The organism is Pedobacter frigoris (assembly GCF_032678645.1).
GTDB classification, from domain to species: domain Bacteria; phylum Bacteroidota; class Bacteroidia; order Sphingobacteriales; family Sphingobacteriaceae; genus Pedobacter; species Pedobacter frigoris_A.
In genome coordinates, this window is record NZ_JAVTSP010000003.1 from 323,685 (window position 1) to 344,920 (window position 21,236).

Sequence of the window (21,236 nt, forward strand, 5' to 3'; positions counted from 1 at the left end):
ATAAAAAGTTTTTCCACAGTTTTTTAATCGGTAATTTAGCACTTACATTTAATGCCATAACTTATTGCATTTTAGCCCTTAAAAGGCGATTTGTAAAGGACATAGCATGTTAAAAAGACAAAATAAATTTTAATGAAACCATCAGTATTTTTCAAAACACGCAGTGGAGATGAATAAATCTGATAGCTTCATCACAATTAAAAGGCAACTTATATATAGATGAAAACCATATTAGTAACAGGGAGTAACGGTCTTTTGGGCCAGAAGATTACAGAGAGACTGCTGGATACGAAGCAATTTAAACTAATTGCGACAGCCAAGGGTGCCAACAGATTTCCGGTTAAGGAAGGATATGTTTATGCCGAAATGGATATTCTTGATCCTGAAAATGTAAAGCAGGTGGTAGAAAAATACCAGCCCGATGCCATTATTCATACTGCAGCCATGACTAATGTGGATACTTGTGAAGATCAGCAGGAATTGGCACATAAATTAAATGTTGAGGCAGTTCAGACATTAATTAATATAGCAGAGCTACATAATATACAATTGGTTCATTTGTCTACCGATTTTATATTTGATGGTGCAAACGGACCTTATGATGAACTTGCGGCACCAAATCCTCTGAGTTATTATGGTAAAACAAAGCTGGAAGCAGAGGAAGTGCTCAAAAATTCCAGTTGTAAATGGGCTATTCTCCGTACTATAATAGTATATGGTATTGTAAGCGACATGAGCAGAAGTAACATTGTGCTTTGGGCTAAAGGAGCTTTAGAAAAAGGTTCGCCAATTAATGTAGTAAATGATCAGTGGCGCATGCCTACACTTGCAGAGGATCTCGCCGATTGCTGCCTGCTTGCTGTTCAAAAAGATGCACATGGTGTATACAATGCTTCAGGCAAAGATATGATGAGTATTTCAGAACTGGTAGGTAAAGTGGCAGACTACTGGCATCTTGATAAAAGTCTGATTAGGGAAATCAGTGCAGAAACATTAAACCAAACAGCCAAACGGCCGGTAAGAACAGGTTTTATATTGGATAAAACCATAAACGATCTTGGTTACAATCCCCATAGTTTTGAAGAGGGACTAGCCATCCTGGATCATCAGTTGAAACAACGTGATTAAAAAACTGGAAGCCCCGTCGAATCCTAGTGTGTCACGCTCAATTTGATGCGCAATTTTTCTAATGAAATAGGTATGATTTGACACAAATAAAACATGCATTTTATTTAAGTTTGGAATTAAAATAATCATACAAAAAAAGAATTCAATATGGCATTACAAATTGGTGATCAAGCCCCAGATTTTAAACTGTTCAGTTCAGAGTTGAAAGAGGTATCTCTTTCAGATTATAAAGGCAGAAAATTAGTAGTACACTTTTTCCCTATGGCGTTTACCGGCGTTTGTACCGCGCAGTTATGTACAATGAGAGATAGCTTCGGCTATTATGAAGGAATGAATGCTGATGTGGTAGGTATTTCTGTAGATTCTCCATTTACTCTGGCAAAATTTAAAGAAGACCAGGCTTATCAGTTTCCATTACTTTCAGATTTTAACAAAGAAACATCAAAAGCATATGGTGCATTTTATGAAGATTTCGTATTTAATTTAAAGGGAGTTTCCAAAAGAGCAGCTTTTGTGATCGATGAAGAAGGAAAAATTATTCATGCAGAAGTATTGGAAGATGCAGGTAATATGCCTGATTTTGATGCGATTAAAAAATCTGTAGAAGCATAAAGAGGCTTTTGTAAAAGTAACGCTTGGAATAATTTGATAAAAATATTGTTATTTTGAATTTCAAGCATTACTTTTGCATTCCGTTAACGAAACGGGAACATAATAAAAAATGCATTTGTAGCTCAATTGGATAGAGCATCTCACTACGGATGAGAAGGTTTGGGGTTCGAATCCCTACAAGTGCACGGAGAAAGCCTTAGAGAAATCTAAGGCTTTTTTGTTTTAATAGAATTCTAATATCTGTCTGCTCCATAATTGTACCGCGTGAACGAGGGAGCTTAATTTTAAGGTCTTAAGTTTTAATGATTATAAATAACTTAAGTTAAATGCAGCCCCAATATTAAGATTTATGTTGCGCAGTTTATATCCAACACCTCTGAAGGAACTGGGAAATATAGGATCTATTCCGGCTTGAATGTTTAGATTGATGGACCAGGCATGACCGATTTCCCGACCTACAGCCGCGTGTAAGCCCCAGTCCCAAGACTTCATTTCATCAGAAAAATCAAATTTAGACTCATCGATAAAAACTTTTTCACCTAAAGAGTTTCCCTTACGAATGTAACCGTTAGAAACTGAACCACTAAAACTTTTTGATAGCGCATAGGCGACATACCCTCCCAACCTATAATGCCATCGGCCAGATTGAAAGGTTCCGTAAATAGGTACTGTTAAGTAAGTATTTTTCGCGGTGGTTTGATTGGTACCTGAAAAATCGCCCTCAAACTCGCCATCATCCATTGTTAAAATGGTATGAAAATATTGAACGCTATCGGTAATTTTCATTCCTTTTACATCCACTCTCACGCCACTACCTACGCCCCATTTTTTGTTCAATTTACGATGGAATTCATAACCAACCGAAGGAGTAAACTGCAGCGTATATTTTTCAATTTTACGAATCGTATTGGGCAAGGTGTAGGGAGCAGTTGCGCCGAAATTGTATCCTGCGGTGATAAAATGGGTGTTTTTCTTGATGATGATGATGCCCTGATATGACTGGGCATAGCCTTTATGTGCCAATATGGCCAGTAATAATAGGGTAACTAAATATGAAATTTTTCTCATTGTGGGATGATTCGTAAACTGTCTATGATTAATTTACTGCCTAGCGCACCAACATACTCTCCACCGCGTGCGCTGGAAGATGCAACTATCGCTACCATAATGTTTTCTGCACGCACTGCGCCAGGTATATAAATGAAAGGAATGTCAAAGCGCGTAAATGTTTCTTTAGCACTGCCATCAGCCAATACAGCCTTAGCAATTACACGGTCGGAAGTCATGATATTTGTGGCATTCAACCGCTCCGTCCCGTTATATACCACCGCATAAATGGAACACTGGTCGGTCTGACCATTAATAGGGTTGCCATCACGATCCTGCAAAACAGGCCCTGGGGCGTATTTGTAATAACCGGTGAATCTTGCAGGCTGACCGCTCAAATAAGGTTGCCCAAATTCTGTTGCTGCAAGTGGGTTGAACAGCGCTTCAGCGGACTTAAAGTCTCCCAGGAAAATAGATCCGGCGAACAGCTTTACCCCTATAAATTCAGAAAGTGCCGTGCCTTTGATAGTGGACATCGATGCTGCCTTTGTGCCTAAGTAACCATCTGAGGTAGATTGTGTGGGATATGCATCTGCTCTTTTTGGTACTCCTGCTAGTGCTACACCCGGGTTGCCTGAAGACCACACTTGCGTGTTATTGGATTCAATGGGGTATTGATACTGATCTGCGCTATTTGCCATCCAGTTTTCAAAATCAAAATCCCAGTGGCCAACATTGACTATCTTCACCTGATAGGTTTTCTTATTTTCACCTGAAGCAGAGGTAACCACATAGGACATTTCCTGATCAAAGGTGATTTTTGTGCCGGAAGCAGGCTCAACCCTCGCGCCTTGGGAAACTAAGATCTGGGGGGCAATACCTTCTTTGAAGGCTGCCTCAGTAAGGTTGAGTGTAATTATTCGGTTCGCTTGATCGATAAAGACATCGCCGGTAAGCAATTTAGATTCTACTTTAAATTGCTCAATGTCGGCCTCTGGATTTGCAGGCGGATCTTTGATACAAGACTGGAAAAGCAAGGTAAAGGCCATTGCATAGGCTGGCATTTTTAGATTGATTTTCATATTGACTGTTTATTTATGTTACAAAGGACGAATTTTCGGCAAGTATAGCTAAGTTATTAAAACCATTGAGGAATATCAAATGGATTCAGGTACTTGTTTATTTTGAGATTTTATAGGTTTTCAACACATTCATTACCCATGTTTTACCCCATTCTTCAATTTGTTCTTCTGTCCACAGAAACGGGAAGAAAATTCGTTTTTGAAAACGTGGAGGCAGGTACTTTTGCCAGTTGGTACCACCTGTAGCAGCAATGTCCTGGGGATCCTTCTCCAAATATCTTACAGCCGATTTGTAATGAGAAAGAGGCCATTCTACGTTAACAAACAAATCCAGTTTACGCAATTCATCTTCCACCAACTTTACATCTTCTCCCTGCTCAACCAGCTTTCGGTAAATTGCAGCGAAGTTTGTTTCAGTGTTGTCCTTTGCTAATTGCAAAAATTGCTTTGCGTATTTGCGAATAAATTGTTGCAGGGTAAGTGTCTGTTTGCCGGTAGCCAATTCGGACGCGCCAAATTTCCAGTACAGGTATTCAAATTGCTCATCTACAGTCGCATCTTTTAGTTCTTCGCGTTTGCTTTTATCTACCAGACGGATAAGGTCGGTGGCATAGATTTCGATCATGCGGTATTGTCCGGATTGAAAGCCGCTTGCAGGTAAAAGAGACATCCTGAATTTCAGGAACTGTGATTTGTCCATACCATCTACCATGATATCGAAAGAAGAAACCAGCGCCGTAAAATAGGCGTTTATGCGTTTCAACCTGCTCACAAAAAAATAAGACGTCAGTGCCGGATGCTCAGCGATCTGCTTGCATTCATGAAGGGTCAGTTTAAAATAGAGTTCGGTAATCTGGTGATACATGATGAATATTTCTTCATCAGGGAAAGATGTTTTGGGGCTCTGAAGACTCAGTAGGGTATCCAGATGTATGTAATCCCAATAGGTCAGGTAATCTGCATAAAGCAGACCATCAAGATACGCATTGATATCTTGCCCCATCGCAGCAAACTTCTCCTCAAGTTTGTACAGACGATCAGTAATTTCTACTGTTATTTCCATTGTGTTAATTTTTAAATTATAATTTTTTAAATGCTTAAATCAATTCTTTGCTGATTTTCAGCAATTGTTCTCCGGTGATGAATACATCTTCAAAGCTGTTGTAAAGAGGGACAGGGCTAAGGCGGATCACATTAGGTTCGCGCCAGTCGCCTAATATGTTGTTGTCCATCAGTGCTTTGAATATTTCCTTAGGCTTATGTTTAGCTATAATAGATACCTGGGCACCACGGTCGGCCTCGGTAGCCGGCGTGATGATTTGGTACTGTTCTTCACCTAAGCTGCGGTTTACCTCATTGACGATGTAAAATAAATAAGCAGTTAGTTTTTTACTTTTCTCCCTTAATGGCGTAATAAAGCCTGCTTTTTCAAACATTTGCAGAGAGGCGTAGTACAAAGCCATTGGGATGACCTGTGTGCAGCTCACTTGCCAGCCATCAGCGCCCGCTTCGGGTACGAAACCTTTTGCCATTTTAAATCGCTGTTCCTCCTGATATCCCCACCAGCCGGCGAAGCGGTTCAGGCTACGGTCTTTAAAGTGTTTTTCATGAACAAAGATACCGCTGATTCCACCTGGACCGGAGTTTTGATATTTATAAGAGCACCAGCAAGCGAAGTCTATATCCCAGTCATGAAGTTGCAATGGCACGTTGCCGGCAGCATGTGCGAGGTCAAAGCCAACTATAGCCCCTGCCGCATGTCCAGCTTTGGTAATGGCGGGCATGTCGTACCACTGCCCGGTAAAATAGTTTACTCCACCAAAAAGCACCAATGCGATTTCATCACCCTGATCAGCTATGGCAGCTAAAATATCACTTGTTCGTAGCGTTTGTTCACCTGCTCGCGGCGCAACCTCTATGATGGCGTTTTCGGGATCGTAACCATGAAAACGCACTTGACTTTCGATGGCGTATTGATCAGAAGGGAAGGCTCCGGCTTCCATTATGATCTTAAACCGTTTGGCTGATGGTTTATAAAAGCTGACCATCAGCAAATGCAAGTTTACGGTTAGCGTATTCATGGGGCAAACTTCCTGTGGGCTTGCACCCACAACCTGGGCCATGAGTTTTTTTAGTTCCTTGTGGTAAAACATCCAGGGCGTATCACCTTCAAACCAGCCTTCTACAGCAAGGTTCTGCCAGTTCTCGAGTTGCTGCTCTATGTGCTCTTTGGCCGTTTTCGGTTGCAGACCAAGAGAGTTGCCGCATAAGTAAATGAAGGGTTTGCCGTTTTGTTGCGGAAAAAAGAAATCATTTCTCAAGTGTTGAAGTGGATCCTGTTGATCCAGACTTTGAGCAAAAGCCAGGTTGTTTTCAAAAATCATACTTTTAAAAGAATAGTTAAAATGGATTATAGAGGTAGTTTCTAAGCTGCCTGCTGAAAATTATTAAAGTCGGAAAATGTTGCTTGTAAGCTAAAGTAAATAGGGAATCCGTCGGGTGATACCCGAGTTAAGAAGGTTTGCTGATGATATTTTTTTGAATATTTATCATTTGTCTTGCTAAAAGTATTAATAATAAACTGATTCAGCAAATCGTTGAAAATTAAATTTGTGGGAATAAAAAGCCCCTTATATGCTTTATAAAATATTTTTGATACTTTAGGATAACAAATAATGATGACGATGTATAGACCTATACACAAACACAACAGATAACGAATTATGAGAACATTACGCTTTCCATTCTTTTCATTGATAATTATTCTAATTTTTGGCTGCAATGTTAATTTAAGACAGACTAATAAGTCGGAAAAAATTACAGTTACAACCACTAGTGCAAATTCAGACGCCATTTCGTATACCGCTATTACAACAGAAATAGCAGTTAGCAAAATGACTTTTGAACCAAGTTTGACAGAAATTGCCAAAACGGACAAGGATGCAGAGGTAAGAAAATTAGCAGTTAGCAAAATGACTTTTGAACCAAGTTTGACAGAAATAGCAAAAACAGATAAAGACCCAGAGGTTAGAAAATTAGCAGTTAGCAAAATGACTTTTGAACCAAGTTTGAGAGAAATAGCAAAAACGGATAAAGACCCAGAGGTTAGGAAAATAGTAGTTAGCAAAATGACTTTTGAACCAAGTTTGACAGAAATTGCCAAAACAGACAAGGACGTAGAGGTAAGAAAATTAGCAGTTAGCAGAATGACTTTTGAACCAAGTTTGACAGAAATAGCAAAAACAGACAAGGACGTAGAGGTTAGGAAAATAGCAGTTAGCAAAATGACTTTTGAACCAAGTTTGACAGAGATTGCCAAAACGGACAAGGATGCAGAGGTAAGAAAATTAGCAGTTAGCAAAATGACTTTTGAACCAAGTTTGATGGAAATTGCAAAAACAGATAAAACCCCGGAGGTAAGGAAATCAGCATCTGAAAGATTAAGTCAATTGGATTAGAAATTTTATTCCAATTTTTTCTATGCCTTAACTTCTTGTTTATCTGCTGGATAAAATCGCCATTGTTGAAATAGACCTTTTTTTTACACTAAAGCCTATATATTTCAGTTATCCTTCTCAGTTTTCCGATTAATGGCCCAGCCAATTTCAGGCTTTATATTAAATGACTTCTGATCTTGTTTAACACCCATAAAGCCAGCCCAAAGTTCCATATTGAAAGACTTTACTACATTTCCTTTAGCATCTTGAACTTCCACAATAAAAGGCACGTTGGCCAATTCCTTAGGCAAGCTATTTAGGCTGGTAATCTCTTTGAACTCCGACCTTCTTAAATATAGCGTCCTGTTTTTTGAAGGTTGAGCTGCTATATTAACATAGCCCGGGACAACTGCACGCCCGTTAGTAGCTGTTACCTTATTTTCCGTTACCGGGCTGCTACTTTGCAGATAGGGGTAAAATTTTAGCAGCCAACCATCAATTCCATCGTATGAACCATACACTCCAAGCTTATGGTACTTGACCATATTCATCCAAAATTGTTTGTCAGGCTTACCTTTCTTTGTGTCAATGATTTTCTGAATAACTGGCTTCAATTCCGAAGTCCACCATTCCAGGTCATACTTAGCGAGGTAGTCCAGGCGCTTAAGGATCTTTTCCCAGTCCTTAACACTGCCTTCCACTGTTACTTCAGAGATGCCGCAACCTATAAAGACAACTTTATAGTTGAAAAATTCCTTCATTGACTCCATTAGCGTAATTTGACTTGCTATCCTTACAGTTGGCGTTGTTGTCGTAAAATCGGCTGATAAGTTATTTGTTAATTCTTTCCCTGTGAATCCTGCGATTTGCTCGGCAAATTCTGGAAACACTGTTTCCCAGGGAAAATCAGTCATGTTGCCCATTTTACTTAGGTCCCGCTTCACAATCAAAGTTTTTTTTCCGTCAAAATTTACGAGCTGCGATCTGATTTTTTCCGGGTCAGCATTCACATGATTGGCAAATCCCTGGCAGATCAATAACCAGGCAATATCTGGACTGATGGTCAGAGGGTAGTGGTTTTGATAGGCTCTCAAATAACCGGTAATGACCGGATGTGTACCGAGATCCACCAGGTTATCTTTAACAGATAACTTGATGAAATCCTTGTCTATATTGTGAAACAACCCATCAGGACTGACAGTTGGTAATAATTTCTCGGGTTTAGTTAATGTCTCGATTTGATAAGTATTCGATTGAGCCTGTACTTTACCTGACACGAGGAAAAGGAAAAGCATTATAATGTAGTACCTGTTCATGGAGATATGTGATTAAGCGTTAATGATGCTTAAATATAATGATATTTTTTGATCTTTTCTAAGAACTAATTATGACAGGAATATCTATGAATCTGTGTTGTCGTTATTACTCCAAATGTCGGATTTGTACTAAAATTAGTTGTGTTTGTTAAACTATTCGTAGTCAATCACCATTAATTTTAATCTGTATAACCAAATATACTTTCATATGAGGCGACGATCAATTGTTATGTTGCTGATCGCTATGTTTTTAATTGCGTTCAGTCTATACATATTCTCTTCTTCAATCCCAAAGTTACCTAAGGATGTTGAGCAGGCTTACATTGCTTTACCGGAATCACTGGATTATAACATTGACGTAAAACCAATACTGTCTGACAAATGTTTTGCTTGTCATGGACCAGATAAAGCCAAACAAAAAGCAGGGCTTAGATTGGACCTGGCTGATTTTGCTTATGCTCCTTTGCCGGAAAACAAAGGTAAAGTTGCGATAAGCCCTGGCAGTCTGGATGACAGTGAAGCATTTCACAGGATATTATCTGAGGATCCAAAGTATAAAATGCCTACGCCAGCATCTCATCTTAACCTTACACCTATTGAAAAAGCAATATTGGTTAAGTGGATTAAAGACGGTGCAGTATACAAACCACACTGGGCATTTGTAAAACCTGTTAAGGTAGAGCCACCTAAAGTTAAAGGATCTGCCAGGTTGAATAATCCAATAGATAATTTCATCGTCGAAAAATTACAAAAGCAGCATTTAAAGCAATCATCTGAAGCAAATAAGGAACTTTTGCTTCGAAGGGTATCGCTGGATCTGACAGGCCTGCCGCCAACGATAGAGGAAATTGATCTATTTTTAAAAGACCAATCTCCTAATGCTTATGAAAGGCAGGTCGACCGCCTTTTGCAATCGAAGCATTATGGTGAAAAAATGGCTGTAGATTGGCTGGACGTAGCCCGTTTTGCCGATTCTTATGGTTATACTGTAGACAGGCTCAGAGATATGTCGCCCTATCGTGACTGGGTAATTAAGGCTTTCAATGACAATATCGGATACCATAAATTCATCCAATGGCAGTTGGCAGGCGATCTTATGCCTCATCCAACTAAGGAAATGATAATTGCGACGGCCTTTAACCGTAATCACCAGCAAAATATGGAAGGTGGAATTATTGAGCAGGAATTTCAGACGGAATATGTAATAGATCGCACAAATACTTTTGGCGATGCCATGTTGGGCTTGTCTGTGGGTTGTGCCAAATGCCATGATCATAAGTACGATCCCATCTCACAAAAGAATTATTATGAACTTTTCAGCTTTTTTAACAATGTGAAAGAGGCCGGACAAATTTCATGGGATAACAGCATGCCGGCTCCTACGTTATTATTGCCTGATTCCGTAAAGGAACAGGTGGTCAACGCAATCAAAAAGACCATCTTGAAGCAGCAAAAGAAAATAAAAGAGGATGAGCGTGAGCGGGAGCAATCGTTTTTGAAATGGTTGAAGCGCGGGCAGTACGGCAAGGTATTGGCAAATAAAATACCCGCAGACGGGCTGCAGGCTTACTTTAACTTTGATCAGGGCAACCTCAAAGAGTATATAGACCGAAGGCAGGTTGCGGTGATGAAACGTGATGCCGGCCAACCCGGTGATGCTCCCGTTTTCACTGCAGGAAGTACAGGTAAGGGACTGGCGCTGGATGGTGATTCCTGGCTTGATTTAAATCAGGTAGGTGTTTTTCGAAAATCTGAACCGTTTAGCATAGGGATTTGGGTCAGCATACCAAAACACCTTACCGAAGGAGTGATTTTTCATAAGAGCAGCGCAGAGCGTCTTTATAATTTTAAGGGGTATCATTTATATCTAAAAGACAACAGGCTGGAATTGAACATGGCGCATGCCTATCCTGCAAATGCTATTACTAAACTAAGTACTGCTGATGTGCCACGGAATAAATGGATACAGTTAACAATGACTTATGATGGTTCTTCAAGTGCTTCGGGCTTAAAATTATACCTCGATGGCTCGGAGCTGAAAATGGAGACTATTGTGGACAAGCTGGATAAAGATATTTTGTTTGGGGGAGGGTCACAGCCAGGATTGCAAATTGGCGCATGGTGGCGTGGCCGTGGTCTTAAAGAGGGTGTAGTTGATGATATTGCAGTGTACAACCGCAACTTATCGCCTATTGAGGTAGCCATCCTGGCCAAAAAGATGAACTGGAATCAAATCGTTTCAAAATATGATAGGCTAACCGATCTTGAATTAAACTCGCTTAGACAATACTATTTCGCAGTAGTTGATCCTCAAATAAAAAAAGAAGGAGAAGAATTGAAATTGCTTCGGACTACACTTGCGGATTCTACGGAAAACATTCAGGAGTTGATGGTGATGCGGGAAATGTCGACACCCAAAAAGACCTTCCTGCTCAAACGGGGAAACTACGATATGCCAGGAGAGCAGGTGTTTCCTAATACTCCGGCCAGTATTTTGGCCTATGCCAAAGACTTACCTAAAAACCGCTATGGTTTGGCACAATGGCTCACTAATCCTGATCATCCATTGACAGCCCGTGTTGCTGTGAACCGCGTGTGGCAAAATTTCTTTGGCGTAGGGCTAGTCAAAACCGCTGAAGACTTTGGCAACCAGGGAGAGATGCCCAGTCATTTGGAACTACTCGACTGGCTTGCTGTTTCATTCCGGGAGTCGGGATGGAATGTGAAGAAACTGAATAAAATGATTGTCATGTCGGCTACTTACAGACAGGATTCAAAAACAAGTAAAGAGGCGCGTGAAAAAGATCCCGAAAACAGATTGCTTTCTCATGGTCCTGCCTATCGCATGTCGGCCGAGATGATACGGGATAATGCGCTAATGGCCAGTGGGCTATTGAATACAAAAATAGGCGGGAAAAGTATGAAGCCTTATCAGCCAGAAGGACTGTGGGAAATTAATAATACCTCTTACACTCAGGATAAAGGTCCGGAGGTTTACCGGCGTAGCTTATATGTTATTGTAAAAAGGTCGGTGCCAAACCCCACGCTTTCAACGTTTGATGCCACATCACGCAGCTATTGCGTGATCAGAAGGCAAAAAACCAATACACCTTTGCAAGCCCTGGTAACGCTGAATGACCCTACTTTTTTAGAAGCCTCAAAAGTCATGGGAGAACAAATGGCCAGACAGGCAGATAGCAGACTGGCAATTAGCCAGATCTTTAGGAAGCTGACAGGTCGAAGGGTACTGCCCAAAGAGCTGGAACTGCTTACTGCGTTGCAGCAAATTGAATTGGATAGATTCAGGAAAAATCCGCGAAAGCAGAGCGGCTGGTTAAGTGCTGGTCAATACAAGATTGATAAAACAATGGATAGTGCAATGATTGCTGCCAATGCGGTTATTGCCAGCACCATATTGAATTCAGATGCAACATTAACAAAACGATAACCGAATGGCAGATCATCATCATGAAGAAGAATTCAGGATCAACGACCCTGAGTTTAACAAGCTGAACCAGAAGCTGGACCGGCGCGACTTTCTGACTAAAACGTCAATGGGCATAGGTGCGCTGGCACTGGGATCACTTTTTGGTAACAAATTGATTGGCAATTCGTCCCGGCCGGTAATTAGCGATGCCACAGGAGATATGGAGCAGGAGATATTAAAGGCATTACCGCATTTTGCTCCGAAAGCAAAAAGGGTAGTATATCTTTTCATGAGTGGCGGACCATCGCAGTTTGAGACTTTTGATTACAAGCCTGCACTGCTAAAAATGATGGGACAAAACCTGCCCGACTCAGTCCGCAAGGGACAGCGGTTAACAGGTATGAGTGCAAATCAAAGTGCCCTGCCGATAGTGCCTTCCTATTATAAATTTAATCAGCACGGACAAAACCAAACCTGGATCAGTGAGCTGTTGCCATATACAGCTAAAGTAGTGGATGATTTGTGTATTGTGAAATCCATGCATTCTGAAGCGATTAACCACGATCCGGCAATTACTTTTTTTCAGACAGGCAACCAGTTGCCTGGCCGTCCATCAATAGGCTCATGGCTTAGTTACGGTTTGGGCTCTGACAATGAAAACCTGCCGGCTTTCATCGTATTGGTATCAAAGAATGGCCAAAAAGATCAGCCTCTCTATGCCCGGCTATGGGGCAATGGATTTCTTCCATCCAAACATCAGGGTGTACAATTTCGATCAGGAAAAGATCCGGTATTGTTCCTTAATAATCCTGAAGGGTACGATGGGGCGGACAGGAAAGAAATGCTCGAATACCTCTCCAAACTGAACCAAATGCAAAACAGTACTTACGGTGACCCCGAGGTAGAGGCAAGGATAGCACAGTATGAAATGGCTTACAGGATGCAAACGTCGGTTCCCGAGGTGATGAGCGTAACAGACGAACCTGAGGAAATATTTGAATTGTACGGTCCCGATAGCAAAGATCCTGGTACTTACGCAGCAAACTGCCTGCTAGCTCGGAAACTGCTGGAAAAGGATGTCAAATTTGTACAGCTTTATCACCAGGGATGGGACCAGCATGGCAGTTTGCCGTCCGGCATCGCTGCACAATGCAAAGCTACAGACCAGGCTACAGCTGCATTGATTACTGACCTAAAACGCCGAGGTTTGCTGGAAGATACGCTGGTGATCTGGGGTGGCGAATTTGGCCGGACAGTATATTCACAAGGTAAACTAACAGCCAATGATTATGGTCGTGATCACCACCCGCGTTGCTTCACGATGTGGATGGCTGGTGCAGGTGTAAAACCTGGAATCACTTTTGGCGAAACCGATGATTTTAGTTATAACATCGTTAAAGACCCTGTTCATGTACATGATTTTCAGGCTACGCTATTGCACTTGATGGGAATTGATCATGAGCGGCTGACCTATAAATTCCAGGGAAGACGCTTTAGACTTACTGATGTAGAAGGAAAAATAGTAAAAGACATTTTATCATGATCGTGTCAGATATTTTCACTTTTTCAGGGCGTTTGCACCCCTTGATTGTACACCTGCCTATTGGTTTTATTTTGCTTGCGGCTCTGTTTGATGTTTTTTCCTATTTCAAAAAGTACCGGCACCTGAGGCAAGCAGTTCCATTTATTTTGCTCGTTGGGTTTGTTGCGGCAGCACTTGCCTGTATATTCGGATACATATTATCTCTTAGTGGAGATTATGACCCCGATACACTTACTCAGCATAAGTTGTCGGGAATCACACTGGCTGTTATTTGCGGACTACTTTATTTATCATCTACCACTATGTTTAGAAAGTATCTGAAAATGGGCGACAAGCTATTTTCTGTAGTACTTCTGGGTCTGGTGGTACTAATGAGCTACAGTGGACATCAAGGTGCAAGTCTGACACATGGCAATGATTACCTAACTTTTCGCATATTGATGCATGAGGAGCGGGAAAAGCCGTCGACAGTAGAACAGGCGATGCTGTTTGAGGATGTGATTCAACCCATTCTTCAAAATAAATGTGTGCAATGTCACCGGGAAGGTAAGCAAAAAGGGGAACTGTCTGTCGAATCCTTAGCGGCGTTAAAAACAGGAGGAAAAAATGGACCTGCAGTTGTTGCCGGCAAGCCAGATGCGAGCGAACTTTTTCGGCGCATTACCCTTGATGAAGGCCATAAAGAATTTATGCCGGCAGACGGCAAGCCAGCTTTAACCAAAAATGAACTGAAACTCATTACATGGTGGATCAAAGAGGGGAGGACAGAAGAAGGTCTCGCTATTGCCGCAATGAAAAATACGAATGCCTTACAGCCAATGGTTGCTTTGTTTTTAGGGATTGGAGGTGTTGAAGATCCGGGGCAAAATGATGCTATACCATATCAGTCAATCAATAAAGATCTGCCATTTACTTTAGATACCTCGAGCTTAATGAGTCTCCGGAATAAGGGAGTCCGGATCAGAATGATGCTTAACAAGCCTGTAATGCTTGATGTTACACTACCGCCAAAGTCGAAAATTAAAGTAGGTGATCTAAAGCCGGAAATATTAAAGCTGGCAAAGAACATTGTTTGGTTAAATTTTTCAGACAATCAATTAACAGATCAGGATCTTGACTTTTTGCCTGCGTTAATAAACCTGGAGAAATTGAGGCTGGAGAAAAATCCTGTTACCGATCAGTTAAGTAATTATTTAACTTCCCTAAAACACCTCGAAGCGATAAATCTCAATGAAACGATGATAACTGCTGATGCTGTTCTTAAATTAAAAAAGAATCCTCATATTCAAAGAATATATAGCTGGAGAACCAGCGTCAATGAAAGAAAAGCAGATGAACACAATTAATTGCAAGTCGACATTTACACTGCTGCTTACGGATTATGTGAAATTAAACAAGAACTGGAATTATAAAAATGTTACCAGCGTATTCTGCAGGATATTATATATTGATGATGGAGAAGGAAAACTAATCTGTAATCTTGAAGAATATATTCTCGAACCGGGCTTTATGTATCTCATACCAAGTTTTACTACTTGTAGCTATATATGTGACCATTATCTTAGCCATCATTACATTTGTCTTTTGGAGGAGTTTCAATTGGGGGCTTTATTTTCATCAAACCGTAAAGTTTTTAAATTGCCAGCAGGAGAAACAGATATAGCTTCAATAAAGAGAATCGTTAAACTTAATCCCGGAAGAGGCCTTCATACCTCTAATAATCCCAAAGTCTATGAAGTTGATAAGGTATTAACCGATTATTATCACTTAAATAACGTGATGCCGCTGTCCGCTTATATGGAAACATGTGGACTGCTGCTACAATTGGTTGCCCGTTTTCTCCAGTCTCCCTTATTCTTAAATACAGAAGTAAGTCACATTGATTCCAAGATCGCAAATGCTATTTTTTTTATGCAAAACCATTTAAGCGATCCCATTTCAGTGTCAATGCTGGCAAAAGAAGCAAATTATCACAGTGATCATTTTTCCCGGCTATTTTTAAAAAATACAGGAGTCCGGCCTTTGGATTATCTCAAGTCTAAAAGAGTCGAACGCTCGCAATTTCTTCTGGCAACCACCAATATGACTTTTTATGAAATTGCCAACCAGCTTGGTTTTGAAAGTCAGGCTTATTTTTCCAGAGTTTTTAAAAGTATAACAGGGTTTACTCCCGGACAATACAAAAAAAGCATTAGCGGAAAATTGGTCATATAAGTTCATGGAGATATGTAATCAAGCGTTAATGATGCTTAAATATAATATTTATATCTTTAAATTGATATGAAGAAATATTTACTGGTATTTATCTTGTTCGCCACAGGACTGAATGGTTTTGGACAAAAGGTTCGTTTAAGCGGAAGATTATTGAATCTTGGGCCGCAAACTTTTGAATTGAGCGCACATACTGGTTATTTTAAAGATAGCCTTGTGGTAAATGCCGACGGAACCTTTAATTATGAAACTGATCAGATCAAATCTCCCTTTCAGGGGATATTGACCAACCGCAAGAATATTTCATTCGTATTATTTATTGCTCCGGGTTATGATATGCAAATCAATGCTGATGCAAAAGACCCCAGAACTTTAAGTCTAACTACTAATTTTAGTGGTATAGGGGCAAAAGCGAATGCCTATTGGGGAGCTCGTCGAAAATTATTGATAGCAGATACAGTAAATTGGAATGCAAAAGATGCCGATACTTACATTCACCATCTTTTGGAAGAGCATAAAATGCTTTCCGGACTAATAGAAAAGCACTTCAATTCATCAAACACGGAGCCTTATAGCGATCATTTTAAGCGGTCATTATTAACAGACTTAAAGTATGATTCCTTAAATGAGCTTTTCGATTCTTATGCCTCTGAGAATAACCTTAACTGGCAACAGATCAAGGCAATGGTTTCCAGGATTGGCATAACATCTTTGGAAAAGGAGCTGAATGAAGAAAGTAATCTGGCTGGTCTATCGTTTTCTTTTCTTGTCACTGGCTATCCTGACTATTGCTATAGCTATAATGCTTTTCCGGCGGACGAGGAGATCAAAAAGAAAGGCAATTACCAGCTTTATCTAACTTCTAAATTCTATACGGGTAAGGTGTATGATTTTGTAATGTATAAAAATATGCCTTCTACAATAGCGGGTACTTTTAAATTGGAAGATTTTGAAAAGATGCGGTCTTATGTCGACAGGGTGGGTGATTCTAGGATCAAAGCGTTGTTGAAAAGCCTCATTTCAACGAGGATAAAGGAGGCAAGCGAGTTAAAACCCGGAACTTTATCTCCGCTGTTTAACTTGCCGGATACCAGTGGAAAAATGCACGAACTTGCGGAATTTAGGGGGAAAGTGGTGTATCTGGATTTGTGGGCGAGCTGGTGTGGCCCTTGTAAAGAAGAAACCCCTCATCTTAAAAAGATTTATGACCATTATAAGGGAAATAATAAAGTGGAGATCATCAGCATTGCTACCTCAGATGCAAAAAACCGGACAAAAAGATATGACATTATCAGCAAGGATCAAATGACCTGGCTGCAACTGGAAGATACGGACGATAGTTTTGCAAAGTCATATCAGGTGAGGACTATTCCACGGTTTATCATTATTGATAAGCAGGGCCGTATTGTGGATAGCAATGCACCTCGGCCAAGTGACCCGGCTAAGCTGATGGCAATTTTAGAGAAGGAGATTCAGAAGTAATATGTGAGAGGATGAAACTCACCCTCTCGTCATTGCTTAAGGTAAGCATTTAGTTGTTGCAGCTACACGCTTTAGCAATTCCTGAGCAGAAGATTCCACAGATTCCTGAAGGTAAACTTCAGACCCATTGATCACGACTAAATAATTACTTTTGTCAGCCGCGACGTTAATTTTTAATGCTCTTGATTTTTTATGGCTACTCAGACCAGTATTCGAAATTGCGACTGTATGTTCGCCAGCTGCGATATTGTGCAAGGAATAACGCTTGTTTTTTAGATTACAAACCAATTTATCATCGATATAAACCTTATAGGCAACTAAAGAACCAACACTATTGGTAGAACGGATAAAGTAGACCTGGCCAGTTTCCTGACGTTTAAAGGCCGTGAATAAACAGCCTACTGCAACTGCAAATAATAGCGTGGCTAAAATTTTAATTTTCATAACATATAGATTAAATGAATTCTGAATTAAAGTTATTGTTTTTAGTAAAGAAAATACAATATATTATATTTGAAAAAAGAATTTATCAAATATGAAAAAACTATTATTCCTGGCCATTTTAAATCTCTCTGTGCTGATATCGTTCGGACAAAAGTCCGTAATACTTGAATCTTTTAAAAAGAATGGTGTTGATCCTTCAATACTGGATCCTAAATCCAGAGATCGACCTGATAATTATACATTCGACTATAAATACACCACGATAACAGGTAATAAAGAATCGGTAATCCTGGCGAAATTTGATCCCTCTAAACCGGAAGCTGAACAATGGACGGTAACTTCAGTGAAGGGAAAAGCTCCTGGTAACTCGGATATAAAAACATTTCGTAAAAACCATGGTAAGCCGCCGGTAGTTGGAAAGATTGATGAAAGCACATATAAGATCGAAAAAGTAAATGCTGATTTTTTGATAATCAGTTATAAGCAAGATCCGGCATCATTGCCTGACGAGGCAAAATTTATGAAAGACTGCAGACTTTATCTGACCATTAATCTAAAAACCAAGCGATTGGAAAAAGTACAGTCATTGAATGAAAAGCCATTGAAAATCAAAATATTTAATGCTGAAAAACTAGATCTTGTGGCGAAATACAGATACGATGAAAATGAGAAACGCTATTTTACCGAAAGTGAGGATTTGAATCTAATGGTCAAGTTTCTGGGACAGCTTGCTCCAATGGAAACCATATCTGAATATTCAAATTATAAGAAAATTTAAATGGTATGTCCATACCGAAATTGATATCGCATTTCGGTATGGACACCTGTTTTTTACAAAGAGAAGTTGTACCCTAAACGGATGCCAACATATCTGATTTCCTGAACATCATCGCCCTTCTCTGAGCTTTGATATCTAACACCCAGTTCAACCGACTTATAGGTATATCCAGCACCGAGTGACCAGCCAAATGCAGTTTGGTTAGCGCTTGCACTTCCGCCAGATCCTGATCCGGCAATGCGGTTGAAAGAAAGACCTGCCTGAGACTCTAATATGAATCCGCTAAGATTAGCCCTATAGCCAAGATAAACAGGGATAGCAGAATAGTGGGCCGAGGCACTTGAAGGTAAGTCTTTAACAGCAAATCTGTTGTAGCCTGCCTCCAGAGTCAGGTGTTGAGGAAAAACGCCTATGCCATACATTCCTTTTACCGAGCCGCCAAAGCCGGTTTTGACGATATCTGCCAGGCTTGCTGTAGGAATTGCCGCCTGTCCGCTAACCTGCAGATAGTGACTGCCCTTTTGAGCAAACGTGAAAAATGGGAACAATGCAATCGCAAAAAATAAATAGAGGTTCTTTTTCATGAAATCGGGGTTAAATATTTTTAGTTATGTTCAAATGTAAAAAATCCCGAGTTGAAATTCTATAGGCAGGTTTGTTTTTTTATTAAGAGAGTTTGCTCATCATAATATATCAAGTTTCATACTATCTTTGATCAGTATGGCATAAGCCACTCCTGTTTTTTTGTGGCGGGATTGTATTTGAAAACGCCGCCGCGCAGACCCACATAAAAAGTATCGTTTTTTACTTTGATGGACTCTGGTCCGGGATAAAGATATATCGCCCAGAATCCCTTGTCAATCAAAGTAGTGACGCGTTTGTTTTTATTGATCCGGAGCAGACTGCTGGAAGTCATCACTATAAAGCTGCCTTTTTTGTCGAGCGCAACCGCCGTCGGCCCTAATGGGAGCTCCACATATCGCTCAGCTGTCCATTTACCTGAAATTTTCTTTAACTCGATGATACTGCCTTCCGATACAGACATGTGTGTAAGGCCTTCAATTGCGTAAAGCTTATTTCCACGTTTGATGTATTGGATTACACTGTGGTTTGAGACCTTATAAAACCGTTCGCCATCTTTGGAATACCAATAAAGGCTGCCTCCGAATTCGCCACCGTTAAATCCTATCAGGTACCCATCGTCAACTTTAGCTACGTAGCGGTAAAATTGATCGAATGCTGGTGTGGGTTCAAGAATCAGGAATGGCGCTGTCGCTGTTTTTCCTTCTGTTGTAGTCGCGAATACCTCGTCATTTTTGATACTGAGGAACCAGGTTTTAGAGTAATTGTATTTGAGTAGGCTATCCGGGCTGACTGGTACGGGACTGCTTTTCCACTCGTCGACAGGTAGGGACGTTTCCTGCGCAAAAGTATTTATTGAAATAATTGTAGCGAGAATAAATAAGAGACGTATCATAGCATTAAAGATACAATTTATCCTCCAAACTGCAATTCTGAAAAGCGTGGTATACGATGGAGCAGGATAATTATATTGATAGCTCGTATTGTAAAATTAATGGTTTTATAAAAGAAGCTGGTTATAGTAGACCGAGGACGGCTTGTCTCCGGCATTGCTATTTCCTGCCTCTTTTCCACCAAATGATGAAACCGGTTACCGGCAAACCTGCCGCAATCAGTCCGGCCAAAAATGTCATCAACTTCCCGAAAAGACCAAATACACTTCCTGTGTGAAGGTCATAATTCATGGTAATAATCCGGGCTCCGGCAGAAAGTTTACTAAACTGTTCACCTTTTTGAAGCAAGGCGCCGCTATACCTGTCAAATTTGTATTGTACCCTGTCATATAAATTCGTCTCGCTCTGGTAAGCAGAGACATTTACAGTGCCGCTTTTGGCTGCGGGAAAGTTATACAGAAAATATGCGGTTTCGGGTGATGATTGATGTGCCTGTGCCAATATCTTATCGACGGGGATTGTACCCGTTTGAGTGGTATCCGAGAGTACTTTAGCTTTTTTTTCGGTAGTCAGTTCAAAAGACCACATTAATCCCGTCAATGAGATTACGATGAGCACCAGAAAACTGTAAAAACCAAATACATTGTGGAGGTCGTAATTTAGCCGCTTAAACTTTGCATCCCATTTGATCTTAAAGCTTTTCTTCAGCTGTTTAGGTTTCCAGTTTTTTGGCCACCACAGCACTATGCCTGATAGCAGCAGGACTACAAAGCAGACCACTGACCAGCGTACAATGAAATGACCTACCTGATCTCCCAACAGCAAATTCATATGTAATGCCAGGACTACTGTAAAAAACTCTGCTTTGGCATTTTCTTTAAATACGACCTGGCCGGTATAGGGGTTTAGGTAGACTTTATCATAATATTGATAATAGTTCCAGTAACCAAATGCCTCTTTGTTCAGTTTTATTGCCCTGAACATATAAGTCCGCCCGGGTTTTTGCGAAAGCTCGGCCCTTGAAATTTTATGGTCCTCACCCATAGCCTGCTCGGCTATTGGCAGCAGTTCACTTAGGGGCAAACGTTTTGCACCATTTGCTGCTTCGACATACAAACGGTCTTTATAAATCAGGTCCTTAATTTCCTGCTGAAAAGCATATGTAGCACCTGTAAGGCCCAGTATAAACACCACTAGCCCGGAAGCTAATCCGAGCCAGAGGTGAATTTGTCCTATGATTTTCTTAGTGGTCAA

At 40.5% G+C, this 21,236-nt stretch carries 18 protein-coding genes and 1 tRNA gene; 10 read left to right on the plus strand and 9 right to left on the minus strand.

Annotation, left to right across the window (positions count from 1 at the left end; genetic code table 11):
* Nucleotides 1–219 precede the first annotated feature (219 nt).
* The 3 genes from R2Q78_RS11880 (at nt 220) to R2Q78_RS11890 (ending at nt 1,925) form a co-directional block, all read left to right on the plus strand.
* On the plus strand, nt 220–1,128 hold the full coding sequence (locus R2Q78_RS11880) for an SDR family oxidoreductase (protein WP_316792123.1): 909 nt from the start codon (nt 220–222) through the stop codon (nt 1,126–1,128).
* Between the two features lie 147 nt (nt 1,129–1,275).
* Nucleotides 1,276–1,740 carry a redoxin domain-containing protein gene (locus R2Q78_RS11885; RefSeq protein ID WP_316792125.1) on the plus strand — a complete coding sequence of 155 codons (465 nt, stop codon included), beginning with the start codon at nt 1,276–1,278 and terminating at the stop codon, nt 1,738–1,740.
* A 111-nt stretch (nt 1,741–1,851) separates the two neighbouring features.
* A tRNA-Arg gene (locus tag R2Q78_RS11890) sits at nt 1,852–1,925 on the plus strand.
* Nucleotides 1,926–2,046: 121 nt separating this feature from the next.
* On the opposite strand, the gene R2Q78_RS11895 is transcribed toward R2Q78_RS11890, so the two are convergent.
* The 4 genes from R2Q78_RS11895 to kynU all read right to left on the minus strand — a co-directional run bounded on the left by R2Q78_RS11895 (nt 2,047) and on the right by kynU (nt 6,253).
* Nucleotides 2,047–2,808 carry a porin family protein gene (locus tag R2Q78_RS11895; protein ID WP_316792127.1) on the minus strand — a complete coding sequence of 254 codons (762 nt, stop codon included), beginning with the start codon at nt 2,806–2,808 and terminating at the stop codon, nt 2,047–2,049.
* Nucleotides 2,805–3,869, minus strand: a complete 1,065-nt coding sequence (locus R2Q78_RS11900; protein ID WP_316792129.1) for a PCMD domain-containing protein — start codon at nt 3,867–3,869, stop codon at nt 2,805–2,807. The genes R2Q78_RS11895 and R2Q78_RS11900 overlap by 4 nt, the downstream gene beginning before the upstream one ends.
* A 97-nt stretch (nt 3,870–3,966) precedes the next feature.
* On the minus strand, nt 3,967–4,932 hold the full coding sequence (locus R2Q78_RS11905) for a tryptophan 2,3-dioxygenase family protein (RefSeq protein ID WP_316792130.1): 966 nt from the start codon (nt 4,930–4,932) through the stop codon (nt 3,967–3,969).
* 34 nt (nt 4,933–4,966) lie between these two features.
* Nucleotides 4,967–6,253 carry a kynureninase gene (gene kynU, locus R2Q78_RS11910; RefSeq protein WP_316792132.1) on the minus strand — a complete coding sequence of 429 codons (1,287 nt, stop codon included), beginning with the start codon at nt 6,251–6,253 and terminating at the stop codon, nt 4,967–4,969.
* A gap of 339 nt (nt 6,254–6,592) precedes the next feature.
* On the opposite strand from kynU, the gene R2Q78_RS11915 reads away from it, so the two are divergent.
* Nucleotides 6,593–7,327 (plus strand): hypothetical protein, encoded by a 735-nt coding sequence (locus R2Q78_RS11915; RefSeq protein WP_316792134.1) that lies wholly within the window; start codon nt 6,593–6,595, stop codon nt 7,325–7,327.
* Between the two features lie 104 nt (nt 7,328–7,431).
* Here R2Q78_RS11915 and R2Q78_RS11920 read toward each other — a convergent pair whose 3' ends face one another.
* On the minus strand, nt 7,432–8,622 hold the full coding sequence (locus tag R2Q78_RS11920) for a DUF4419 domain-containing protein (protein WP_316792136.1): 1,191 nt from the start codon (nt 8,620–8,622) through the stop codon (nt 7,432–7,434).
* 208 nt (nt 8,623–8,830) lie between these two features.
* Here R2Q78_RS11920 and R2Q78_RS11925 point away from each other — a divergent pair, with 208 nt between their 5' ends.
* The 5 genes from R2Q78_RS11925 to R2Q78_RS11945 all read left to right on the plus strand — a co-directional run bounded on the left by R2Q78_RS11925 (nt 8,831) and on the right by R2Q78_RS11945 (nt 17,285).
* Complete coding sequence (locus R2Q78_RS11925; protein WP_316792138.1) at nt 8,831–12,070, plus strand: DUF1553 domain-containing protein; 3,240 nt, start codon at nt 8,831–8,833, stop codon at nt 12,068–12,070.
* Between the two features lie 4 nt (nt 12,071–12,074).
* Complete coding sequence (locus tag R2Q78_RS11930) at nt 12,075–13,592, plus strand: DUF1501 domain-containing protein (protein ID WP_316792139.1); 1,518 nt, start codon at nt 12,075–12,077, stop codon at nt 13,590–13,592.
* A complete protein-coding gene (locus R2Q78_RS11935) occupies nt 13,589–14,938 on the plus strand; it encodes a c-type cytochrome domain-containing protein (RefSeq protein ID WP_316792141.1) in 1,350 nt (449 codons plus the stop codon). Before R2Q78_RS11930 ends, R2Q78_RS11935 begins: the two co-directional genes overlap by 4 nt.
* Nucleotides 14,925–15,806: an AraC family transcriptional regulator gene (locus tag R2Q78_RS11940; RefSeq protein WP_316792144.1), complete on the plus strand. Its 882-nt coding sequence runs from the start codon at nt 14,925–14,927 to the stop codon at nt 15,804–15,806. The genes R2Q78_RS11935 and R2Q78_RS11940 overlap by 14 nt, the downstream gene beginning before the upstream one ends.
* 66 nt (nt 15,807–15,872) lie before the next feature.
* Nucleotides 15,873–17,285, plus strand: a complete 1,413-nt coding sequence (locus R2Q78_RS11945) for a TlpA disulfide reductase family protein (protein ID WP_316792145.1) — start codon at nt 15,873–15,875, stop codon at nt 17,283–17,285.
* A 36-nt stretch (nt 17,286–17,321) separates the two neighbouring features.
* On the opposite strand, the gene R2Q78_RS11950 is transcribed toward R2Q78_RS11945, so the two are convergent.
* Nucleotides 17,322–17,729, minus strand: a complete 408-nt coding sequence (locus R2Q78_RS11950) for a DUF2846 domain-containing protein (RefSeq protein WP_316792147.1) — start codon at nt 17,727–17,729, stop codon at nt 17,322–17,324.
* Nucleotides 17,730–17,820: 91 nt separating this feature from the next.
* Between R2Q78_RS11950 and R2Q78_RS11955 the strand changes: the two genes are divergently transcribed.
* On the plus strand, nt 17,821–18,507 hold the full coding sequence (locus R2Q78_RS11955; protein ID WP_316792149.1) for a hypothetical protein: 687 nt from the start codon (nt 17,821–17,823) through the stop codon (nt 18,505–18,507).
* Nucleotides 18,508–18,560: 53 nt separating this feature from the next.
* On the opposite strand, the gene R2Q78_RS11960 is transcribed toward R2Q78_RS11955, so the two are convergent.
* From R2Q78_RS11960 to R2Q78_RS11970, 3 genes are all read right to left on the minus strand, one after another.
* Entirely contained in the window at nt 18,561–19,091 is a 531-nt protein-coding gene (locus tag R2Q78_RS11960; RefSeq protein WP_316792151.1) for an outer membrane beta-barrel protein, read from the minus strand.
* 131 nt (nt 19,092–19,222) lie between these two features.
* Nucleotides 19,223–19,984, minus strand: a complete 762-nt coding sequence (locus R2Q78_RS11965; RefSeq protein WP_316792152.1) for a hypothetical protein — start codon at nt 19,982–19,984, stop codon at nt 19,223–19,225.
* Between the two features lie 157 nt (nt 19,985–20,141).
* The gene (locus tag R2Q78_RS11970) at nt 20,142–21,236 is read right to left on the minus strand and encodes a PepSY-associated TM helix domain-containing protein (RefSeq protein ID WP_316792153.1); all 1,095 of its coding nucleotides are present in this window, start codon (nt 21,234–21,236) and stop codon (nt 20,142–20,144) included.

What these genes read in the sequence shown, in the direction of transcription:
- R2Q78_RS11880 (WP_316792123.1), top strand. Translation starts at nt 220, where the DNA reads ATGAAAACCATATTAGTAACAGGGAGTAACGGTCTTTTGGGCCAGAAG.
- R2Q78_RS11885 (WP_316792125.1), top strand. Translation starts at nt 1,276, where the DNA reads ATGGCATTACAAATTGGTGATCAAGCCCCAGATTTTAAACTGTTCAGT.
- R2Q78_RS11895 (WP_316792127.1), bottom strand. Translation starts at nt 2,808, where the DNA reads ATGAGAAAAATTTCATATTTAGTTACCCTATTATTACTGGCCATATTG.
- R2Q78_RS11900 (WP_316792129.1), bottom strand. Translation starts at nt 3,869, where the DNA reads ATGAAAATCAATCTAAAAATGCCAGCCTATGCAATGGCCTTTACCTTG.
- R2Q78_RS11905 (WP_316792130.1), bottom strand. Translation starts at nt 4,932, where the DNA reads ATGGAAATAACAGTAGAAATTACTGATCGTCTGTACAAACTTGAGGAG.
- kynU (WP_316792132.1), bottom strand. Translation starts at nt 6,253, where the DNA reads ATGATTTTTGAAAACAACCTGGCTTTTGCTCAAAGTCTGGATCAACAG.
- R2Q78_RS11915 (WP_316792134.1), top strand. Translation starts at nt 6,593, where the DNA reads ATGAGAACATTACGCTTTCCATTCTTTTCATTGATAATTATTCTAATT.
- R2Q78_RS11920 (WP_316792136.1), bottom strand. Translation starts at nt 8,622, where the DNA reads ATGAACAGGTACTACATTATAATGCTTTTCCTTTTCCTCGTGTCAGGT.
- R2Q78_RS11925 (WP_316792138.1), top strand. Translation starts at nt 8,831, where the DNA reads ATGAGGCGACGATCAATTGTTATGTTGCTGATCGCTATGTTTTTAATT.
- R2Q78_RS11930 (WP_316792139.1), top strand. Translation starts at nt 12,075, where the DNA reads ATGGCAGATCATCATCATGAAGAAGAATTCAGGATCAACGACCCTGAG.
- R2Q78_RS11935 (WP_316792141.1), top strand. Translation starts at nt 13,589, where the DNA reads ATGATCGTGTCAGATATTTTCACTTTTTCAGGGCGTTTGCACCCCTTG.
- R2Q78_RS11940 (WP_316792144.1), top strand. Translation starts at nt 14,925, where the DNA reads ATGAACACAATTAATTGCAAGTCGACATTTACACTGCTGCTTACGGAT.
- R2Q78_RS11945 (WP_316792145.1), top strand. Translation starts at nt 15,873, where the DNA reads ATGAAGAAATATTTACTGGTATTTATCTTGTTCGCCACAGGACTGAAT.
- R2Q78_RS11950 (WP_316792147.1), bottom strand. Translation starts at nt 17,729, where the DNA reads ATGAAAATTAAAATTTTAGCCACGCTATTATTTGCAGTTGCAGTAGGC.
- R2Q78_RS11955 (WP_316792149.1), top strand. Translation starts at nt 17,821, where the DNA reads ATGAAAAAACTATTATTCCTGGCCATTTTAAATCTCTCTGTGCTGATA.
- R2Q78_RS11960 (WP_316792151.1), bottom strand. Translation starts at nt 19,091, where the DNA reads ATGAAAAAGAACCTCTATTTATTTTTTGCGATTGCATTGTTCCCATTT.
- R2Q78_RS11965 (WP_316792152.1), bottom strand. Translation starts at nt 19,984, where the DNA reads ATGATACGTCTCTTATTTATTCTCGCTACAATTATTTCAATAAATACT.